Source organism: Mycobacterium sp. OAS707 (genome assembly GCF_014873705.1).
Taxonomy (GTDB): domain Bacteria; phylum Actinomycetota; class Actinomycetes; order Mycobacteriales; family Mycobacteriaceae; genus Mycobacterium.
In genome coordinates this window covers 1,881,138-1,897,393 of sequence record NZ_JADBDS010000001.1, presented here as the reverse complement: position 1 = coordinate 1,897,393, position 16,256 = coordinate 1,881,138, and the positions used below count along the sequence as shown (strand labels likewise).

The window sequence follows — 16,256 nt, the reverse complement described above, 5'->3', positions numbered from 1 at the left end:
TTCGTCAGCGATAATTACGACCCTCGGCAATGCCAATTGTTAATTTCGCAGGCCGATATTTCCAAGTTCAATTGTCGGCCCTCCGCCGGTGGCACGCACGCAGGCGCTACCTTCGCGGAGGCCTACGGCGCGCCCCCGCCCGGCACGCTGCCGACCTCGTGGCCGCCGGGGTTGGCGATCGTCGTACTGCCCCCGGTGGGGGTGCTGCTGATGAGCGCCCCGGGGCCATTGCCGTGGTACACGTCTACCGTCGATGGCGTCGTCACCGTCTCCGTCCAGGGATTGTTCTCGTTTACCTTCCCCGAGGGGCCGGCGATCGGTGTGACTGTCGTGGTACCGCCGGTGACGACTGTGCACTTGCCACCTGCGAACGTTCCGCCCAGATCCGCACATGTTGCGTGCGCCGATGAGGCGAGCGCCACACTTGCCCCGACCGCTATGCCGCCAGCGAGAGCAATGCCGCTTAGACCGCCTACGACCTGTCTTATTGCAGTCATGATTCCTCCCCGTTGTGTCGATATCAAGAAACGGCAGAGGGCTGCTCAGGTAGTAATTGGGTTCCTACTTTCTGTAGTCCAACTGTCGCGATATAACGGTACCGCTCCGCCGTTTGATATGCGAGCAACAATTTAGGAACTTCAGTGCGATATTCTTGATATCAATTGAAAATTGAATATTTGCTTCAGCGATCAAATGTCAAGCCATTAATTACCGTTGCAGACAATAGCGGGAATAGTTGAAGATTTAAATTGAGCTTGCAGGTGTACCTCGGCCTACCTGGGCGTGCCGTCGGCCGCGCGGCAGTGTCGGGCCGCCTCACTAGACTCGACCCCGTGCTCATTGGTTCCCACGTCCATCAAGACGATCCCCTGGCCGCGGCGGACGCGGACGGCGCCGACGTGGTGCAGTTCTTCCTCGGCAATCCGCAGAGTTGGAAGAAGCCCAAACCCCGCGAGGACGCGGAGGTGCTGAAGGCGTCGAAGATGCCGCTGTACGTGCACGCTCCGTACCTGATCAACGTGGCCTCGGCCAACAACAGGGTGCGCATCCCGTCGCGCAAGATCCTTCAGGACACCTGCGACGCGGCCTCGGAGATCAACGCGACCGCGGTGATCGTGCACGGCGGCCACGCCGACGACAACGACTGGGAGGCCGGATTCGAGCGCTGGCGCAAGGCGCTGGAATACCTCGAGACCGACGTGGCGGTCTACCTGGAGAACACCGCGGGCGGCGACCATGCGATGGCGCGGCACTTCGACACCATCGCCCGACTGTGGGACCACATCGGGGACAAGGGCATCGGCTTTTGTCTCGACACCTGCCATGCGTGGGCCGCAGGCGAAAAACTGATCGACGCCGTCGAGCGGATCATGAGTATCACGGGCCGCATCGACTTGGTGCACTGCAACGACTCTCGCGATGCCGCAGGGTCGGGCGCGGACCGGCACGCGAATTTCGGCACTGGACAGATCGATCCCGAACTGCTGGTCGCGGTGGTCAAGGCCGCCGACGCGCCGGTGATCTGTGAAACTGCCGACGAGGGCCGTAAGGACGACATCGCGTTCCTGCGCGAAAACATCGGGTGAAGCACGGTTCGATAAACGAACGATGATCTAACCCGCGGTGGCGCCAGGGTGAACTACGCTGAATTAAGTGTCGGCAGTTGACGACTCGCCAATTGCGTTGGTCCGCCCCGAGGATGCGGTCCCAACGCGTGAGCGTCGACTGACAATTACTCGGCGCGTCGCGGTCGCGATCTGGGCCGTAGTCATCGTATATCGCACTGTCACAACGGGTTTCGCGTTCAACCGCGAACTGTTGCTGCTCTACATCTGCACCGGGCTGCTGGCGGCCAGCATCGGTCAGGGTCGCCGCATGCTCTATGTAGTCCGCGACTGGTTGCCATTCGCGTTGGTGCTCATCGCCTACGACCTGAGCAGGGGAGCGGCCACCCTGGTTGGGCGGCCGACGATGTGGCACTGGCAGGTCGACGCGGATCGATGGATGTTCGCCGGCACGGTCCCGACGGTGTGGCTGCAGGAGCGGCTGAAGGTGGCCTACCCGCCGTGGTGGGAGATCGTCATCAGCACCGTCTACATGTCGTTTTTCATCCTTCCTTACATAGTCGCCGCGGTGCTCTGGCTGCGCGATCGCGCGGAGTGGAAGGCATTCGTTCGGCTCTTCGTCGGGCTGTCGTTCGCGGCGCTCGTCATCTACACGCTGCTGCCAGCGGCACCGCCGTGGGCAGCGGCCCGATGCACAGCCGCGGACGTGGCCAGTGGCCCGTCGGGCCCTGACTGCATGTTCCGCACTGGGCGGGGCGTGCCGGACGGCGGCCTGCTCGGCGCCATGCACTCGACGCGCGACGGCGCCAACGACTGGGTTGAGCGGATCGTCGGACGGGGCTGGGGAAAGCTGAATCTGCAGACTGCCAGTGCGCTGATCGACCAGGGCCAGGCGAGCGTGAATCTCGTGGCGGCGATCCCCTCCCTGCACGCCGGCCTGACCGCAGCGATCGCGGCGTTCCTGTGGACTCGCGTGGCGCGTAAGTGGCGACCGCTGCTGGCGGCCTATGTTCTCGTGATGGCGTTCACGCTGGTCTACACGGCCGAGCACTACGTCGTCGACATTCTTCTAGGTTGGCTGCTGGCCGGCATTGTCCTGCTGGCGATTCGGTGGTTCGAGGGCCGGCGCCGCGGCAGGGACCGACCGATAAGCGTTTCAGGCCTTCGCGCGACCGGCGGCCTCGGCGACAACGAGACCAACAACAGCGCCAGCGCTATCAACGCCAGCATCGATATCCAGCCGTAGGAGCCGTGAGTTCCGACCTGGCGAGTCGAGGTGGTTGGCACCGCTTGTAGGCCAGCGCAACAGTTCGAACGATGGCCCCGCGGAGGCAGCTTCCGGCTGGCAGCGATCTGCTATCCAGCGGATTGGACGGAATGCCGGCAGTGGGCTAGGTGATCGAGGCGGGCCAGCGCGGCGGCCATGTCCTGTGCGAGCGGAAGCTCTGCGTGCGGATCGCAGATTCCAACGATGCGTCGCACGATTCGGTCGCCGATGAACATCCAGTCCACGTCATGGCGAGCGCAGTGGACACTGACGTAGTGCAAGGCGGCAAATGCCTCGGTACCGAAGAACTCGACGTCGCTTAGGTCCAGTACGAGTTGTTTGGACACGCCGGTGTTGCGCTCGACGAAGCGGCCAAGGCTGCGGGCATTGGTGGCGTCCAGATCGCCGGTTGCGGTGATGAGCAGTCGCCTTGCGCTCAGATGCCGCAGGGCAAGAGCGGCGCGTCCGCAACGTTCCGATTCATCGGCAGATTCATCGGCAGCGGACAGCTGCGAGCGATACAACCTGGCGGTGTGAGCAATCGGCATCGCGAACCCCCTGTGTCCCCAAGGTGTGGGTCACGGCGGATGACTCTGCCGGTCAAAGCCTGATCGGCCGCAACCCAGCTGCTAGCTCAACCATGGTTGAGGCTACTCCCAAACTCGCGCACCATCGCGCCCTCGTTGCGGAAATATTTTGGCCCCGCAGCGGCGCCCCTCGGAAAGATCGACTTGTCGGTGGCTGGGTCTATAACGGGTTGCGCACCGTCCATCATCACAGGAGGCAACCATGCCCAATGTTGTGAACTACTTCGAGATCGGCACCCCCGACTCGGCGGCGACAACAGCGTTCTACGGCGATCTGTTCGGCTGGCAGGTCGGCGGTTCGGCCGACGACCAATACCGAATGATCAATGACGACAAAGGTGGTGTCTGGAACACCAGCAGCACAGGCGGGGATGCGTGGGCGATCTTCTACGTCCAGGTCGACGACGTGCGGGTCGCCATCGAAAAGGCAGAAGGCCTGGGCGCCACCGTCTGTGTTCCGTTCACGGACAACGGCGCACTGCAATTCGCCCATCTACGTGACCCGCAGGGAAACCGCTTCGGAGTGTGGCGGCCCAACGCCCGATAAACCGGCGGGCCAAGCGCCGAGAATACCTGCGGGAGCTGTGGATTCGTGGTCTTCAGACAACCCGGTGGCCGGCCCGGCGCAGCAGTTCAGCTGCCTCGTCCACCCGATCCGCGGGGATCAGCACGATGTCTCCGTCGAAGCTGGCGGCGACCCAGACGGGCACGTTGCCTGCTGCGAGCGGCGCGACGACCGCAGCCAACATGCCGGTCGCGTTCGGCGGGTGGGCCTCGTCGCCGTTCCAGAGCGCCACCCATGCATCGTCGGTCCCATCCTGGCGCCGCATGCAAGCTCCGCCGTCAGGGCCGCGCACGAGCGCGAGCACCTCGCCACCACGCGCGGCCCCGACGTCGGATGCCAGCCGCTCCAGTACGTATCGGCCCTCCAGCATCCGCAACGTCTGATGCTCCGCGCCTGACACCACCGCATCGTCGCACACCGATCACGTCTGACATTGGTAGGTCAGGTAGGTGAGGCTGTCACCGACAGTGTGGGTATCGATGAGTCGAAAACGTTTGGGGTTGCTGGTCTGGTCGAAGAGGCGGTCACCTGCGCCCATTACGACCGGGAAAATCGCCAGCCGCAGCTCGTCGACGAGGTCGTGCTCGATCAGCGTGTGCACCAGCTGCGAGCTGGCGTAGACGCGGATCTCGCCGTTGACCGTGTGCTTCAGCTTCAAGACCTCGTCTACGAGGTCACCGCCTAACAGCGTCGAGTTGTTCCAGCCGGGTTTTGTAAGGGTCGCGGAGACAACGTATTTCGGCAGGACGTTCATCCTGTCCGCCAACTCACCGGAACGGTACGGATACCGCGCGGCGAAAAACTCATAGCTGCGGCGGCCCAGCAACAGAACCTCGGCGCCCAGCACGTCGTCCAGTAGGCGTTTGGCCCATTCCTCGCGATCGGTCAGCGCAAGTCCGGCGCGCCAGTCCTCGCGGTTGAAGCCCTCGTCAGCGGTCGGGTCCTGAGTGACTCCATCAAGCGAGACGTTTTCGAAGACGACGATGCTTCCCATGTTGTGCTCCTAATTTGCGCGACGGTGCGACCACCGCGTGGTCATGAATTGGCTCAACGGGATAGACCCCTGCCGGTTGGGCAATTGGGCGGTCGCGGCCGCCCACTTCTCTTCCTCGCCGGGATCAGTACCAATGACTGACCAACACATCCGCCGTGACCGACGAGGAGGACGCATGACCGCCCTATCGCTGACCAGGCAGCAGCACCAGCCAGAGCAGTCCCCCCGAGAGCGGTTGACGTTCGTGTTGGTGCACGGAGCCTTCCAGACCGGAACCGTGTGGGAGTACGTGGGTTCCGAGCTACGGCGCCGGGGCCACGTCGTACATACCCCGACGCTTGCAGGGCATGGCCCGGATGCGGCGATGAACTTGACACACGCCGACGCGGTGGCCTCGCTCGTGGCCTACCTGCAAGGCCACGACCTGTCGGCTGTAGTGCTGGTGGGGCATTCGATTGCGGGGGCCTTCATCGCGAAGGCCGCCGAGCAGGCCCCCGAACGCATCAAGAGATTGGTGTTCCAAAGCGCATTCGCCGCGGCACATCGCAACGCGCTGGCCGACGAGTTCCCGCCGGCCGACGCCGCTTTCTTCGGCATCTCCGATGCCGCTGAGGGATTTCTGCTCCCGTTCGAGGTGATCCGGGAACGCGCCTGCAACGACATGGATCTGCCCACCGCCACCGCACTCTATGCCGACATGTCGCCCATCCCGGTCGCCTATTTCACCGACAAACTCGATCTCGAGGTCTTCTACGAAGGGGTCTGCACGGGAAGGCTCAAGACCAGTTACATACACCCGGTCAACGACTTCGCCTTGCCGCCAGGTGAATTCAGCTCGTTCCCACGGTTCGCTCAGCGGCTTGGACCGCTGTGCCGGATCCTGCAAATCCACGGCGCCCACTACGTCATGGTCACCCGCCCCAGTGAACTCGCTGACACTCTCATACAGGCAGGACGCGACTGACTAGCTACGCAGACCAACACCCGCAGGGGATCGCGCACGAAGCGGGAGGAAGACGTGACACGAGGATGGAGCGGTGACTACAGACCTGATCGCGGCCCGGACCGGAGACGAGGAAGCGTTTCGCCGGCTGATCGACCCTCATCGCCGCGAGTTGCTGGTCCATTGCTACCGGTTCCTCGGATCGGTCCAAGACGCCGAGGACGCGCTGCAGGAAACCCTGCTGGCGGCCTGGCAGGGTCTTCGCGGCTTCGAGGAGCGGTCCTCGTTGCGGACTTGGTTGTATCGGGTCGCCACAAACCAATGCCTCAAAGCGCTGCGATCAAGCAGCCGCCGGCCGCAGATGACCGCCTTCCCGCCCGGATTTGAGCCGCCCGAGCCCACTCGTCTGGGCGAGGTGGTCTGGCTCGAGCCCTGTCCGGAGGTCCTCCTCGAAGGCCTCGCAGACCGCGCTCGAGGCGCGCTACGAGGCCAAGCAAGCAATCTCGCTGGCCTTCGTGACCGCCGTGCAGCTACTGCCGGCGCGTCAACGCGCCGTGCTCATCCTGCGCGACGTACTCGGGTTTCGTGCCGGCGACGTCGCCGACATCCTCGAGAGCACCGAGGAGTCGGTGACCAGCGCGCTCAAACGTGCTCGCGCCACGCTGCGGCAGCGGCTCCCACCGGCCGAAGCTCAACCACCGCCTCGACCGGACTCGCCCGTGGAGCGCGGTCTCGTCGAACGGCTCACTCGAGCCTTCGAGGCCAGCGACGTGGACGGCGTGGTGGCCCTACTCTCCGAAGACGTCCGGCTGACCATGCCCCCTCTTCCAATGGAGTATCACGGCCGCCAATCGGCAGCGAAGTTCCAAGCCGCGATGTTCCGGACAGGCCGCGTATTCCGGCTGGTAGCGACCAGGGCCAACGGACAGCCCGCCTTCGGTGTCTACCTCCGCGATCCGCTTACCGGCGTCTTCCATGCCACCGGCCTGCTGGTGCTCACGCTCGCGGGCGATCGTATCTGCGCTATGACCCGCTTCGACAACAGCGTGCTGGTCCCCTTCGGACTTCCCCGAACCTTGCCGCCGGCTCGAAATAGCTGACTTCGAGATTCTCGAACCTCGCGTCGACCCCTCAATGGCGAAGCGTCCCTCAGCAATTCAAGGATTTGTCCGGCCATCTCGCCCGCATCGTCTGCCACTACCATCGGCACGACCGGACCGCACACTGAATCTGGAGTGGACATGGCCGCCCACATTTCGCCCGCTGGTTCGAATGAAGCAGATCCGTCCCCGCAGGTGATGAGCGAAGCCGCTCCGGTCCGGCGTCGGGCCCGCGGTTTCGTGCTCGCCACGTATGCGTTCACCTGGATCCCCATGATCGTTTTGATCGGTCTCGGTGCGGACGTGCGCGGGGGTCCAGCGCAGGCCCTCTTTGCCGTCGCGGCTTGCGGGCCGAGTTTGATGGCTGCAGTCATGTGGCTGGTCCATCCTCGCGAGCGCGGTCCGGTCCGTCAGCCGACGTGGTGGGTGGTACCGCTAGGGCTTGTAGTCGGAACTGCGGTGCCCGGCCTGCCCGCGCTTGTGCTGCATGGCAACGATCTCTCGACGGTGTCGCAGAGTTCGTCGGCGGCCCTGGCTGAGGCGGGTGGGCTTGTCGGATTTGTCGGGTTGACCTTGTTGGCGGGGCCGCTGGCCGAGGAGTTCGGCTGGCGGGGATATCTGCAGCCACGAGTTCGTCGGGAGCACGGCATCCTGGCAGCCACCGCGATCATCGGGCTGGTCTGGTCGGTGTGGCATCTACCGCTGTTCTTTCTGCACGGCACCGGGCAACAAGCTGCGGGCCTGCTCAGCGTCCGCGGCGTCACATTGCTCGTTGGTTTGTTCCCCTTCTCGCTGGTGATGTTGTTTCTCGTCGAGCGTTTGCGTGGCGGCGTGATCGCCGCGGTCGCCGCTCATTTCGGCTTCAACGCAGCCGACTCGCTGGTTCCGAATCCAGGGACGGTCGGCATGCTCATGGAGCTCGCCGTACTCGTGCTGATTGCTGTCGCCGTCGCCGCCGTATACCTGCGGGACGGCAGGAGCAGCGCGCCGACGCGTGACTAAAGCAGGGCTATTCGCGTGTTCGGCAGCAGACAGGAACACCACAGGTTGAGGATTCGCCCCTCGGGTACTCGTGCTCGACGGGGGCGGGGCATCTCTTGAGGAGGATCATGCTGCACGAATTGGTCTTGGCTGCACAGAGTCAGCCTGAAGCGGCAGGTTTCATTCTGCGGGGAATCAAGGGCATCTTCGTCGCCATCGGCAGCATCATCGCGGCCATTGTGTGTGCCCTCATCGCCGGGATGAAAGGGCGCAGCGCGCTGGGATGGGGAATCCTCGGGCTGTTCTTCTCGATCTTGACACTGATCGTGGTGATCGTGATTCCGTCGAAGAAGAGCTGATATTACGCCCATTGTGCGACTGTCGTGAAACTGTAATATAAAGGCATGCCAGACACGCATGCCGTCACCAACCAGGTCCCGACACTGGAGAACTTCAACCCCGCGACCTCGCCCGTACTGACCGAGGCGCTGATCCGCGAGGGCGGTGAGTGGGGGCTCGACGAGGTCACCGAACTCGGGGCCCTGGCCGGCAGCAAGCAGGCGGTTCGCTGGGGCGAGCTGGCCGACCGCAACCAGCCGATCCTTCACACCCATGACCGCTACGGCCACCGCGTCGACGAGGTCGAGTACGACCCGGCTTACCACGAGCTGATGAAGGCCGCGATCGGTCACGGTCTGCATGCGGCGCCGTGGGCCGACGACCGGCCCGGGGCGCACGTCGTGCGGGCCGCCAAGATGTCGGCGTGGACGCCCGAGCCCGGCCACGTCTGCCCGATTTCGATGACCTATGCCGTCGTGCCCGCGCTGCGCAACAACGCAGAACTGGCGGCGATCTATGAGCCGCTGCTCGCCAGCCGCGAGTACGACCCCGAACTGAAGGTGCCCGCCACCAAGGCCGGCATCACTGCGGGAATGTCGATGACCGAGAAGCAGGGCGGCTCGGATGTCCGCGCAGGGACCACGCAGGCGACGCCGAATGGAGACGGCACCTATCGCCTCGTCGGCCACAAGTGGTTCACGTCGGCGCCGATGTGCGACGTCTTCCTGGTGTTGGCCCAGGCGCCCGGCGGCTTGTCCTGCTTCTTCCTGCCGCGGATCCTGCCCGACGGCACTCGCAACCGGATGTTCCTGCAGCGGCTCAAGGACAAGCTCGGCAACCACGCGAACGCGTCGAGCGAGGTCGAGTACGACGGCGCCACCGCGTGGCTGGTCGGGGAGGAGGGGCGCGGCGTGCCGACCATCATCGAGATGGTCAACCTCACCCGGCTCGACTGCACCCTGGGCAGCGCCACCAGCATGCGCAGCGGCCTTACCCGCGCCATTCACCACGCTGCGCACCGAAAGGTGTTCGGCGCCTACCTTATTGACCAACCGCTGATGCGCAACGTGCTTGCCGACCTCGCAGTCGAGGCCGAGGCTGCGACCATGGTCGCAATGCGGATGGCCGGTGCCACCGATGCGGCGGTGCGCGGCGACGACCGGGAGACGCTGCTGCGTCGCATCGGCCTGGCGGCCAGCAAGTACTGGGTGTGCAAGCGCGCGACCCCACACGCGGCCGAAGCGATGGAATGCCTTGGCGGAAACGGCTACGTCGAGGAGTCCGGCATGCCGCGCTTGTACCGAGAAGCGCCGCTGATGGGCATCTGGGAAGGCTCAGGGAACGTGAGCGCGCTGGACACGTTGCGCGCCATGGCAACTCGGCCCGAATGTGTCGACGTGCTCTTCGACGAACTGGCCAAGACGACGGGCCAGGACCCACGCCTGGATGCCCACGTCGATGCTCTCAAGCCAGCATTGGCGGATGTCGAGACCATCCAGTACCGCGCCCGCAAGGTCGCCGAGGACATCAGCCTCGCGCTGCAGGGTTCCCTGCTGGTGCGCCACGGGCACCCCGCGGTCGCCGAGGCGTTCCTGGCCACCCGGATGGGTGGCGCATGGGGCGGCGCGTTCGGAACCATGCCAACGGGGCTGGATCTCGCGCCGATCCTGGAGCGTGCGATGGTCAAGGGATGACGCACGCCATTAGGCCGGTGGACTTCGACAACCTGAAAACGATGACCTACGAGGTCGCTGATCGGGTTGCGCGCATCACCTTCAACCGACCTGAAAAGGGCAACGCGATCATCGCGGACACCCCGTTGGAGCTGTCGGCCCTCGTCGAGCGGGCCGACCTGGACCCCAATGTGCACGTGATCCTGGTATCCGGTCGGGGCGAAGGCTTTTGTGCCGGTTTCGATCTGTCCGCCTACGCCGAGGGTTCGTCGTCGGCAGGCGGCGGCAACCCGTACAAGGACACGGTGCTGTCCGGCAAGACACAGGCCATCAACCATCTGCCGGATCAGCCGTGGGATCCGATGATCGACTACCAGATGATGAGCCGCTTCGTCCGAGGCTTCTCCAGTCTGCTGCACGCCGACAAGCCGACGGTGGTGAAGATCCACGGCTACTGCGTGGCGGGCGGCACCGACATCGCGCTGCACGCCGATCAGGTGATCGCCGCGGCAGACGCCAAGATCGGCTACCCGCCCACCCGCGTCTGGGGCGTGCCTGCCGCGGGTATGTGGGCGCATCGCCTCGGCGATCAACGCGCCAAACGTCTTCTGCTGACCGGTGATTGCATCACCGGTGCGCAGGCCGCCGAATGGGGGCTCGCGGTTGAGGCGCCGGACCCGAAGGATCTTGACGAGCGCACCGAGCGGCTGGTCGAACGCATCGCGGCAGTTCCGGTCAACCAGCTCATCATGGTCAAACTGGCGATGAACACAGCGTTGTTGCAGCAGGGCATCGCGACCAGTCGAATGGTCAGCACGGTGTTCGACGGCATCGCCCGGCACACCCCCGAGGGGCACGCGTTCGTCGCGCAATCGCGCGAGCACGGTTTCCGTGAAGCGGTCCGGCAACGCGACGAGCCATTCGGTGACTATGGCCGGAAGGCATCCGGAGTCTAGCCGTGTCGGCCATACCCTCGCGGTTGACAGCGCGGTCGGTGGTGCTGAGCGTCATGCTTGGTACGCATCCGGCCTGGGCCACCGCGGGTGAACTCATCAGGCTCACAGCAGATTTCGGTGTCAAGGAACCAACGCTTCGGGTGGCACTCACCCGCATGGTCAGTGCGGGAGACCTGGTGCGGTCCGAGGACGGCTACCGGCTCTCCGACCGGCTGCTGGCTAGGCAGCGCCGTCAGGATGACGCGATCAGCCCCACGCTGCGTAGCTGGGACGGCATGTGGACCACGCTGGTGATCACCAGTGTGGGAACCGACGCCCGCACCCGTGCTGCGCTGCGAACCACGCTGCAGGACAAGCGTTTCGCTGAACTTCGCGAGGGAGTATGGCTGCGGCCCGACAACCTGAACGTAGAACTCACGACCGAAGTTCTGGACCGGGTTCGGATGCTGCACTCCCGCGACGATGACCCGGCGGAGCTCGCGGCCCGGCTGTGGGACCTGCCACGATGGGCCCGCTACGGCCATCACTTGTTGCGTGAAATGTCAACCGCCACAGGTAGTTCCGCGAGGTTCGTCGCCGCTGCCGCGATCATGCGACATGTGCTGACTGACCCGGTGCTGCCCCGGGAATTGCTGCCCGATGATTGGCCTGGCGATGCGCTGCGGAAGGCCTACACGAACTTCGCCGCGGAAGTGGTCGCGCGGCGCGATAACGTCGAACTGATGGAGGCAACGTGACAAGTGGTGGTGTTCGGGTCGAGCGCAATGGTCCCGTGACGACGGTGATAATGAACCGGCCCGAGGCGCGCAACGCCGTCAACGGTGCCGCCGCCGCCGAGTTGTACCAGGCGTTCAACGAGTTCGACAAGGACGATTCGGCAGCAGTAGCCGTGCTCTGGGGCGATAACGGAACATTCTGTGCCGGAGCAGATCTCAAGGCGCTCGGCACTCCCGACGCCAACCCGGTGCACCGCACCGGCCCCGGTCCGATGGGCCCGAGCCGAATGGTGTTGTCCAAGCCGGTGATCGCGGCGGTCAGCGGCTACGCGGTCGCAGGCGGCCTCGAGCTTGCGATCTGGTGCGATATGCGTGTCGTCGAAGAGGACGCCGTCTTCGGCGTGTTCTGTCGGCGGTGGGGCGTCCCGCTGATCGATGGCGGTACGGTGCGACTGCCGCGGCTGATCGGTCACAGCCGGGCGATGGACATGATCCTGACCGGCCGCGGTGTCGACGCAGCAGAAGCCCTCGCGATGGGGCTGGCAAACCGTGTCGTGCCCAAAGGCCAAGCGCGCCAGAGTGCGGAGGCGCTTGCCGCCGAACTCGCCGAGCTGCCGCAACAGTGCATGCGGTCGGATCGGATGTCGCTGCTGAACCAATGGGGTTCATCGGAAGCCGAGGCCATGGATTTCGAATTCGCCAGCATCTCGCGCGTGGCAGCCGAATCACTCGAGGGCGCATCACGATTCGCTGCCGGCGCGGGCAGGCACGGCGCGAACGCCTAGCGTCAGCCCTTCGAAATCTTGTTACCCGACCCGAGGTCCTCGACCTTGGGGTCGCCGGCCCTGTAGGTGACGGTGTTGTTCAGGCCGACCACCGACAAATCCTTGTCGATGTTGTCGAAGGTGATCTTGTTGTCGGCACCGCCGATGTTCACGCTCGCGCAGGTGCCCTTGACCGTCAATGAGTTGTTGGAACCGCCCACGTTGAGCGATTTTCCGTCGGCGCAGTCGATGTCGGCGGTGGTGCCGAAGGACCCGTAGTTGATCGTGTTGCCGATTTCGACCTGGGCGCCCGAGGTCCCGGCGGTCGCCATCGGGGCGTCGGTGTCCCTCTTTTCGGAGTTGCAGCCTGCCAATCCCAGAGTGCAGGCCGCGACGGTAACGCAGACGGCGAAGGCGTGTTTCGACATATCAGGCGGCTACCCGATCTATCCGGTTGACCATCCCGAGTTGCCGGCCGCGGTCCAACACCACCGGCTCACCGCTCTTGTACAACACCATCTGGTCGTTGCCGTACACGGTGATGTCGTTGACGACGTTGTCGGCAATCACCGTGTTCGACGAGCCCTGCATGGTGACCGCCCAGCAGCTGCCCAGTGCGTACACGGTGTTGTAGCTGCCGTTCACGAGCAGTGTGCCGTTGTTGCAATCCAGCGTCTGCTGGATGCCCACACCGGTGATGTGGGTATCGCCCTGGACGTGCGCACCGACGACAGCGTTGTCGGCGCAGTTGCGTAAGTACGGATTGCAGACGACCGGGTCCGGATCCGCATTCGCGCCGGGTGCCGCCGTCAGTGCGACCGGGAACGCAACCATGCATGCCGCCAACGAGCGGGCCACGGCTCTCGACATCATGCAGGGAGCGTACGTCGGTGATCGGCGGTCGTGGCAGTGGTTCGCACGAGTCGCCTTCGTTGACCGTGCTGGGTAGCGTGATGACCGATGCGTTGGCGGGTCAACCCGGTTGCTGTCGTGGCGGTCATAGCGGTAGTGGCCGTCGCAGGGTGTTCTCAGACCGTCGGCGGCGCTGCGCGCCGGGCGCAATCCGGGGTGCCCGATCCCACCCGCAGTTACGGATATGTCGACGACCGATGCGGGTTGCTGGTGGACAGTTCGATTCAGCAGGCGATCGGCGCCGACCACATCGTGCGTCCCTACAGCGGGGCGGTCTGCCAATACGTGTTGGCCCGCGGTTCGGGCATGGTTGACGTGACGTTCTCCTGGTACGAGACGGGCAGCCTCGACCGCGAACGCGCGCTTGCCACCCAACGCGGCGCGACGATCACCGAGAAGGTCGTCGAGCGGCATCAGGCGTTCCTCGCGCGGCGCGACACCACAGGTGCGGCATGCTCGGCCACCGCGGCCGCAGGCACCGGCGTACTCAGTTGGTGGGTGCAGTACCGCAGCCAGCACAGCGGCGATCCCTGTAAGGACGCAGAGAAGCTGCTCACCGCCACCCTGCAGTCGGACATGTGAACATGGCTGCCGCAAAACCGATTTGGACGTATGTGGGTGCGCTTTGCGCGGCGGCGGCTCTGGCCGGTTGCGGGCCGTCGAATCATCCGGCGGCGCCCAGCACGCCTGCACCGCCGCCGGGCGCCGGGTTCCGCAGCGCCGACTGCAACGGCGTCACCGACGCTGACATCACCAAGGCCGCCGGCTCCTCGATGTTCACCAAGACGGTGGTCAGCGACGCCGGGTGCTTCTGGCAGGAGAACACCGTGCTCGGCACCTTCGGCCAGGGCATGGGCATCTCGACCTGGTGGTATCGGGGCAGCGACATGGACACCGAACGGACGCTGGAACAGCGGGCCGGACGCACGTTGACCGAACTGTCGATCGACGGCAACAAGGGCTTCAAGGCATTCGACGCAAACGCCTGCAGCATCTACGTGGCCAAGGGCTCTGACGTCATCACGTGGTCGATCCAGACGATGAATCCGGCGATGCTGCCGGACCTGTGCATGGTCACCGGCCAACTCGCCGAGCTCAGTCAGGAGCGCGTCAACTGACCGCAGGGAAACTAGAGGTGTTAGTTTTCCCTGATCAGGTTCTGTTCGACGGAAGGAAACGGCCATGGCGGCTCCATCAGCGAGCGGCCGACGCGCCACCAAGCTCAGCCGGGACTCCATAGTGAATGCTGCGCTGACGTTCCTCGACAGGGAGGGCTGGGACGCGCTGACCATCAACGCGCTGGCCACCCAGCTGGGCACCAAGGGCCCGTCGCTGTACAACCACGTCCAGAGCCTCGAGGACCTGCGTCGCACCGTGCGCATGCGGGTGGTCGGCGACATCATCGAAATGCTCAACACGGTCGGTGAGGGCCGCACCCGTGACGACGCGGTGATGGTGATGGCCAGTGCCTACCGCAGCTACGCGCACCACCACCCGGGTCGGTATTCGGCGTTCACCCGGATGCCGCTCGGCGGCGACGATCCGGAGTTCACCGACGCGACAAGGGCGGCCGCCGCGCCGGTCATCTCCGTGCTTGCCTCCTACGGCCTCGACGGCGACGCGGCGTTCTACGCCGCGCTCGAATTCTGGTCGGCGATGCATGGGTTCGTGCTGCTGGAGATGACCGGAGCCATGTACGGGATCGACACGGATGCCGTTTTCACGGATATGGTGATGAGGCTGGCGACCGGGATGGAAAGGCGCTGAGCGAGCTGGGGCTGACCTGCGGTTAGGCGGTTTCGCGCAGGTTTGGAGCGCTGCGGCCCTGCTGGTATTGTGGACGATCGTGCCTGGCAGATAAGGCGCTTGCAGACGTGAAAAGCTCAAGCATGCCTGCACGCCGGGCCAATTCGCGTGTCCACGAAGCCTAGAGAAAATCTACGCGGCGGGCGCATGCGACACACCCGATCGCGGGGTACGTGAACGGGACATAACTGCAGTACAGAGACTTGAAGAACGAACTAGCTACACAGAAAGCCGGTAGATGCCAACCATTCAGCAGCTCGTCCGCAAGGGCCGCCGCGACAAGATCGCCAAGGTGAAGACCGCGGCCCTCAAGGGCAGCCCGCAGCGTCGCGGCGTGTGCACCCGCGTGTACACCACCACCCCGAAGAAGCCGAACTCGGCGCTTCGGAAGGTCGCCCGCGTCAAGCTGACGAGCCAGGTTGAGGTCACGGCCTACATCCCAGGCGAGGGCCACAACCTGCAGGAGCACTCGATGGTGCTGGTGCGTGGCGGTCGTGTGAAGGATCTGCCGGGCGTGCGCTACAAGATCATCCGCGGCTCGCTGGACACCCAGGGTGTGAAGAACCGCAAGCAAGCCCGTAGCCGCTACGGCGCCAAGAAGGAGAAGAGCTGATGCCACGCAAGGGGCCCGCACCCAAGCGTCCGTTGGTCAACGATCCGGTCTACGGGTCGCAGCTGGTCACCCAGCTGGTCAACAAAGTTCTCCTGGACGGGAAGAAATCGCTGGCCGAGCGCATTGTTTATGGTGCGCTCGAGCAGGCTCGGGACAAGACCGGCACCGATCCGGTGGTCACCCTCAAGCGCGCACTCGACAACGTCAAGCCCGCACTCGAGGTCCGCAGCCGCCGCGTCGGCGGTGCGACCTACCAGGTTCCCGTCGAGGTGCGCGCGGACCGTTCGGTCACGCTGGCACTGCGCTGGCTGGTCAGCTTTTCCAAGGCCCGCCGCGAGAAGACCATGGTCGAGCGCCTGGCGAACGAGATCCTCGACGCCAGTAACGGCCTGGGTGCCGCCGTCAAGCGACGCGAGGACACCCACAAAATGGCCGAGGCAAACCGCGCCTTCGCGCACTACCGCTGGTGATTCAG

The 16,256-nt window shown here is 64.7% G+C and carries 22 protein-coding genes and 1 pseudogene; 17 read left to right on the top strand and 6 right to left on the bottom strand.

What is annotated here, in order from left to right:
- Positions 1-122: 122 nt before the first annotated feature.
- Positions 123-497: a hypothetical protein gene (locus tag GGC64_RS09500; protein WP_192722116.1), complete on the bottom strand. Its 375-nt coding sequence runs from the start codon at positions 495-497 to the stop codon at positions 123-125.
- 336 nt (positions 498-833) lie between these two features.
- Between GGC64_RS09500 and GGC64_RS09495 the strand changes: the two genes are divergently transcribed.
- Together GGC64_RS09495 and GGC64_RS09490 are read left to right on the top strand one after the other, a co-directional pair.
- The gene (locus GGC64_RS09495) at positions 834-1,586 is read left to right on the top strand and encodes a deoxyribonuclease IV (RefSeq protein WP_192722115.1); all 753 of its coding nucleotides are present in this window, start codon (positions 834-836) and stop codon (positions 1,584-1,586) included.
- A gap of 67 nt (positions 1,587-1,653) precedes the next feature.
- A complete protein-coding gene (locus GGC64_RS09490; protein WP_370582036.1) occupies positions 1,654-2,811 on the top strand; it encodes a phosphatase PAP2 family protein in 1,158 nt (385 codons plus the stop codon).
- Positions 2,812-2,921: 110 nt separating this feature from the next.
- Here GGC64_RS09490 and GGC64_RS09485 read toward each other — a convergent pair whose 3' ends face one another.
- Positions 2,922-3,380, bottom strand: coding sequence for an STAS domain-containing protein (locus GGC64_RS09485; protein ID WP_192722114.1), 459 nt, complete (start codon positions 3,378-3,380; stop codon positions 2,922-2,924).
- Between the two features lie 241 nt (positions 3,381-3,621).
- On the opposite strand from GGC64_RS09485, the gene GGC64_RS09480 reads away from it, so the two are divergent.
- Positions 3,622-3,966, top strand: coding sequence for a VOC family protein (locus tag GGC64_RS09480; RefSeq protein ID WP_192722113.1), 345 nt, complete (start codon positions 3,622-3,624; stop codon positions 3,964-3,966).
- A 52-nt stretch (positions 3,967-4,018) separates the two neighbouring features.
- Here GGC64_RS09480 and GGC64_RS35260 read toward each other — a convergent pair whose 3' ends face one another.
- Positions 4,019-4,384: an ACT domain-containing protein gene (locus GGC64_RS35260; protein ID WP_192722112.1), complete on the bottom strand. Its 366-nt coding sequence runs from the start codon at positions 4,382-4,384 to the stop codon at positions 4,019-4,021.
- A gap of 21 nt (positions 4,385-4,405) precedes the next feature.
- The gene (locus GGC64_RS09470; protein WP_192722111.1) at positions 4,406-4,978 is read right to left on the bottom strand and encodes a dihydrofolate reductase family protein; all 573 of its coding nucleotides are present in this window, start codon (positions 4,976-4,978) and stop codon (positions 4,406-4,408) included.
- 175 nt (positions 4,979-5,153) lie between these two features.
- Here GGC64_RS09470 and GGC64_RS09465 point away from each other — a divergent pair, with 175 nt between their 5' ends.
- The 9 genes and pseudogenes from GGC64_RS09465 (at position 5,154) to GGC64_RS09430 (ending at position 12,471) form a co-directional block, all read left to right on the top strand.
- Complete coding sequence (locus tag GGC64_RS09465) at positions 5,154-5,942, top strand: alpha/beta fold hydrolase (RefSeq protein ID WP_192722110.1); 789 nt, start codon at positions 5,154-5,156, stop codon at positions 5,940-5,942.
- 73 nt (positions 5,943-6,015) lie between these two features.
- Positions 6,016-6,219, top strand: a pseudogene (locus GGC64_RS35255) (sigma factor); the annotation flags it as partial.
- A gap of 217 nt (positions 6,220-6,436) precedes the next feature.
- Complete coding sequence (locus GGC64_RS09460) at positions 6,437-7,021, top strand: sigma factor-like helix-turn-helix DNA-binding protein (protein WP_370582035.1); 585 nt, start codon at positions 6,437-6,439, stop codon at positions 7,019-7,021.
- Positions 7,022-7,162: 141 nt separating this feature from the next.
- Positions 7,163-8,023 (top strand): CPBP family intramembrane glutamic endopeptidase, encoded by an 861-nt coding sequence (locus GGC64_RS09455; RefSeq protein WP_192722109.1) that lies wholly within the window; start codon positions 7,163-7,165, stop codon positions 8,021-8,023.
- A 107-nt stretch (positions 8,024-8,130) separates the two neighbouring features.
- The gene (locus tag GGC64_RS09450) at positions 8,131-8,361 is read left to right on the top strand and encodes a deoxyribodipyrimidine photolyase (protein WP_192722108.1); all 231 of its coding nucleotides are present in this window, start codon (positions 8,131-8,133) and stop codon (positions 8,359-8,361) included.
- 45 nt (positions 8,362-8,406) lie between these two features.
- Positions 8,407-10,035: an acyl-CoA dehydrogenase family protein gene (locus GGC64_RS09445; RefSeq protein ID WP_192722107.1), complete on the top strand. Its 1,629-nt coding sequence runs from the start codon at positions 8,407-8,409 to the stop codon at positions 10,033-10,035.
- Positions 10,032-10,970 (top strand): crotonase/enoyl-CoA hydratase family protein, encoded by a 939-nt coding sequence (locus GGC64_RS09440; RefSeq protein WP_192722106.1) that lies wholly within the window; start codon positions 10,032-10,034, stop codon positions 10,968-10,970. Before GGC64_RS09445 ends, GGC64_RS09440 begins: the two co-directional genes overlap by 4 nt.
- A 23-nt stretch (positions 10,971-10,993) precedes the next feature.
- A complete protein-coding gene (locus tag GGC64_RS09435) occupies positions 10,994-11,707 on the top strand; it encodes a PaaX family transcriptional regulator C-terminal domain-containing protein (RefSeq protein WP_192722478.1) in 714 nt (237 codons plus the stop codon).
- Positions 11,704-12,471 carry a crotonase/enoyl-CoA hydratase family protein gene (locus GGC64_RS09430; RefSeq protein WP_192722105.1) on the top strand — a complete coding sequence of 256 codons (768 nt, stop codon included), beginning with the start codon at positions 11,704-11,706 and terminating at the stop codon, positions 12,469-12,471. The genes GGC64_RS09435 and GGC64_RS09430 overlap by 4 nt, the downstream gene beginning before the upstream one ends.
- A gap of 2 nt (positions 12,472-12,473) precedes the next feature.
- Here the strand turns inward: GGC64_RS09430 and GGC64_RS09425 are convergent, their stop codons facing one another.
- Both GGC64_RS09425 and GGC64_RS09420 read right to left on the bottom strand, forming a co-directional pair.
- Positions 12,474-12,878 (bottom strand): DUF3060 domain-containing protein, encoded by a 405-nt coding sequence (locus GGC64_RS09425; protein WP_192722104.1) that lies wholly within the window; start codon positions 12,876-12,878, stop codon positions 12,474-12,476.
- A gap of 1 nt (position 12,879) precedes the next feature.
- Entirely contained in the window at positions 12,880-13,323 is a 444-nt protein-coding gene (locus GGC64_RS09420) for a DUF3060 domain-containing protein (RefSeq protein ID WP_192722103.1), read from the bottom strand.
- An 87-nt stretch (positions 13,324-13,410) separates the two neighbouring features.
- Between GGC64_RS09420 and GGC64_RS09415 the strand changes: the two genes are divergently transcribed.
- The 5 genes from GGC64_RS09415 to rpsG all read left to right on the top strand — a co-directional run bounded on the left by GGC64_RS09415 (position 13,411) and on the right by rpsG (position 16,251).
- Entirely contained in the window at positions 13,411-13,944 is a 534-nt protein-coding gene (locus GGC64_RS09415; RefSeq protein WP_192722102.1) for a DUF3558 domain-containing protein, read from the top strand.
- A gap of 2 nt (positions 13,945-13,946) precedes the next feature.
- On the top strand, positions 13,947-14,480 hold the full coding sequence (locus tag GGC64_RS09410) for a DUF3558 domain-containing protein (protein WP_192722101.1): 534 nt from the start codon (positions 13,947-13,949) through the stop codon (positions 14,478-14,480).
- A 64-nt stretch (positions 14,481-14,544) separates the two neighbouring features.
- The gene (locus tag GGC64_RS09405) at positions 14,545-15,129 is read left to right on the top strand and encodes a TetR/AcrR family transcriptional regulator (RefSeq protein WP_192722100.1); all 585 of its coding nucleotides are present in this window, start codon (positions 14,545-14,547) and stop codon (positions 15,127-15,129) included.
- 277 nt (positions 15,130-15,406) lie between these two features.
- Complete coding sequence (gene rpsL, locus GGC64_RS09400; RefSeq protein ID WP_007167812.1) at positions 15,407-15,781, top strand: 30S ribosomal protein S12; 375 nt, start codon at positions 15,407-15,409, stop codon at positions 15,779-15,781.
- Positions 15,781-16,251 carry a 30S ribosomal protein S7 gene (gene rpsG, locus GGC64_RS09395; protein ID WP_192722099.1) on the top strand — a complete coding sequence of 157 codons (471 nt, stop codon included), beginning with the start codon at positions 15,781-15,783 and terminating at the stop codon, positions 16,249-16,251. Before rpsL ends, rpsG begins: the two co-directional genes overlap by 1 nt.
- Positions 16,252-16,256 lie beyond the last annotated feature (5 nt).

Coding starts and splice junctions, on each gene's coding strand:
- GGC64_RS09455 (WP_192722109.1), top strand. CDS start 7,163: ATGGCCGCCCACATTTCGCCCGCTGGTTCGAATGAAGCAGATCCGTCC.
- GGC64_RS09420 (WP_192722103.1), bottom strand. CDS start 13,323: ATGATGTCGAGAGCCGTGGCCCGCTCGTTGGCGGCATGCATGGTTGCG.
- GGC64_RS09405 (WP_192722100.1), top strand. CDS start 14,545: ATGGCGGCTCCATCAGCGAGCGGCCGACGCGCCACCAAGCTCAGCCGG.
- GGC64_RS09480 (WP_192722113.1), top strand. CDS start 3,622: ATGCCCAATGTTGTGAACTACTTCGAGATCGGCACCCCCGACTCGGCG.
- rpsG (WP_192722099.1), top strand. CDS start 15,781: ATGCCACGCAAGGGGCCCGCACCCAAGCGTCCGTTGGTCAACGATCCG.
- rpsL (WP_007167812.1), top strand. CDS start 15,407: ATGCCAACCATTCAGCAGCTCGTCCGCAAGGGCCGCCGCGACAAGATC.
- GGC64_RS09425 (WP_192722104.1), bottom strand. CDS start 12,878: ATGTCGAAACACGCCTTCGCCGTCTGCGTTACCGTCGCGGCCTGCACT.
- GGC64_RS09485 (WP_192722114.1), bottom strand. CDS start 3,380: ATGCCGATTGCTCACACCGCCAGGTTGTATCGCTCGCAGCTGTCCGCT.
- GGC64_RS09450 (WP_192722108.1), top strand. CDS start 8,131: ATGCTGCACGAATTGGTCTTGGCTGCACAGAGTCAGCCTGAAGCGGCA.
- GGC64_RS09465 (WP_192722110.1), top strand. CDS start 5,154: ATGACCGCCCTATCGCTGACCAGGCAGCAGCACCAGCCAGAGCAGTCC.
- GGC64_RS09440 (WP_192722106.1), top strand. CDS start 10,032: ATGACGCACGCCATTAGGCCGGTGGACTTCGACAACCTGAAAACGATG.
- GGC64_RS09470 (WP_192722111.1), bottom strand. CDS start 4,978: ATGGGAAGCATCGTCGTCTTCGAAAACGTCTCGCTTGATGGAGTCACT.
- GGC64_RS09500 (WP_192722116.1), bottom strand. CDS start 497: ATGACTGCAATAAGACAGGTCGTAGGCGGTCTAAGCGGCATTGCTCTC.
- GGC64_RS09445 (WP_192722107.1), top strand. CDS start 8,407: ATGCCAGACACGCATGCCGTCACCAACCAGGTCCCGACACTGGAGAAC.
- GGC64_RS09410 (WP_192722101.1), top strand. CDS start 13,947: ATGGCTGCCGCAAAACCGATTTGGACGTATGTGGGTGCGCTTTGCGCG.
- GGC64_RS09415 (WP_192722102.1), top strand. CDS start 13,411: ATGCGTTGGCGGGTCAACCCGGTTGCTGTCGTGGCGGTCATAGCGGTA.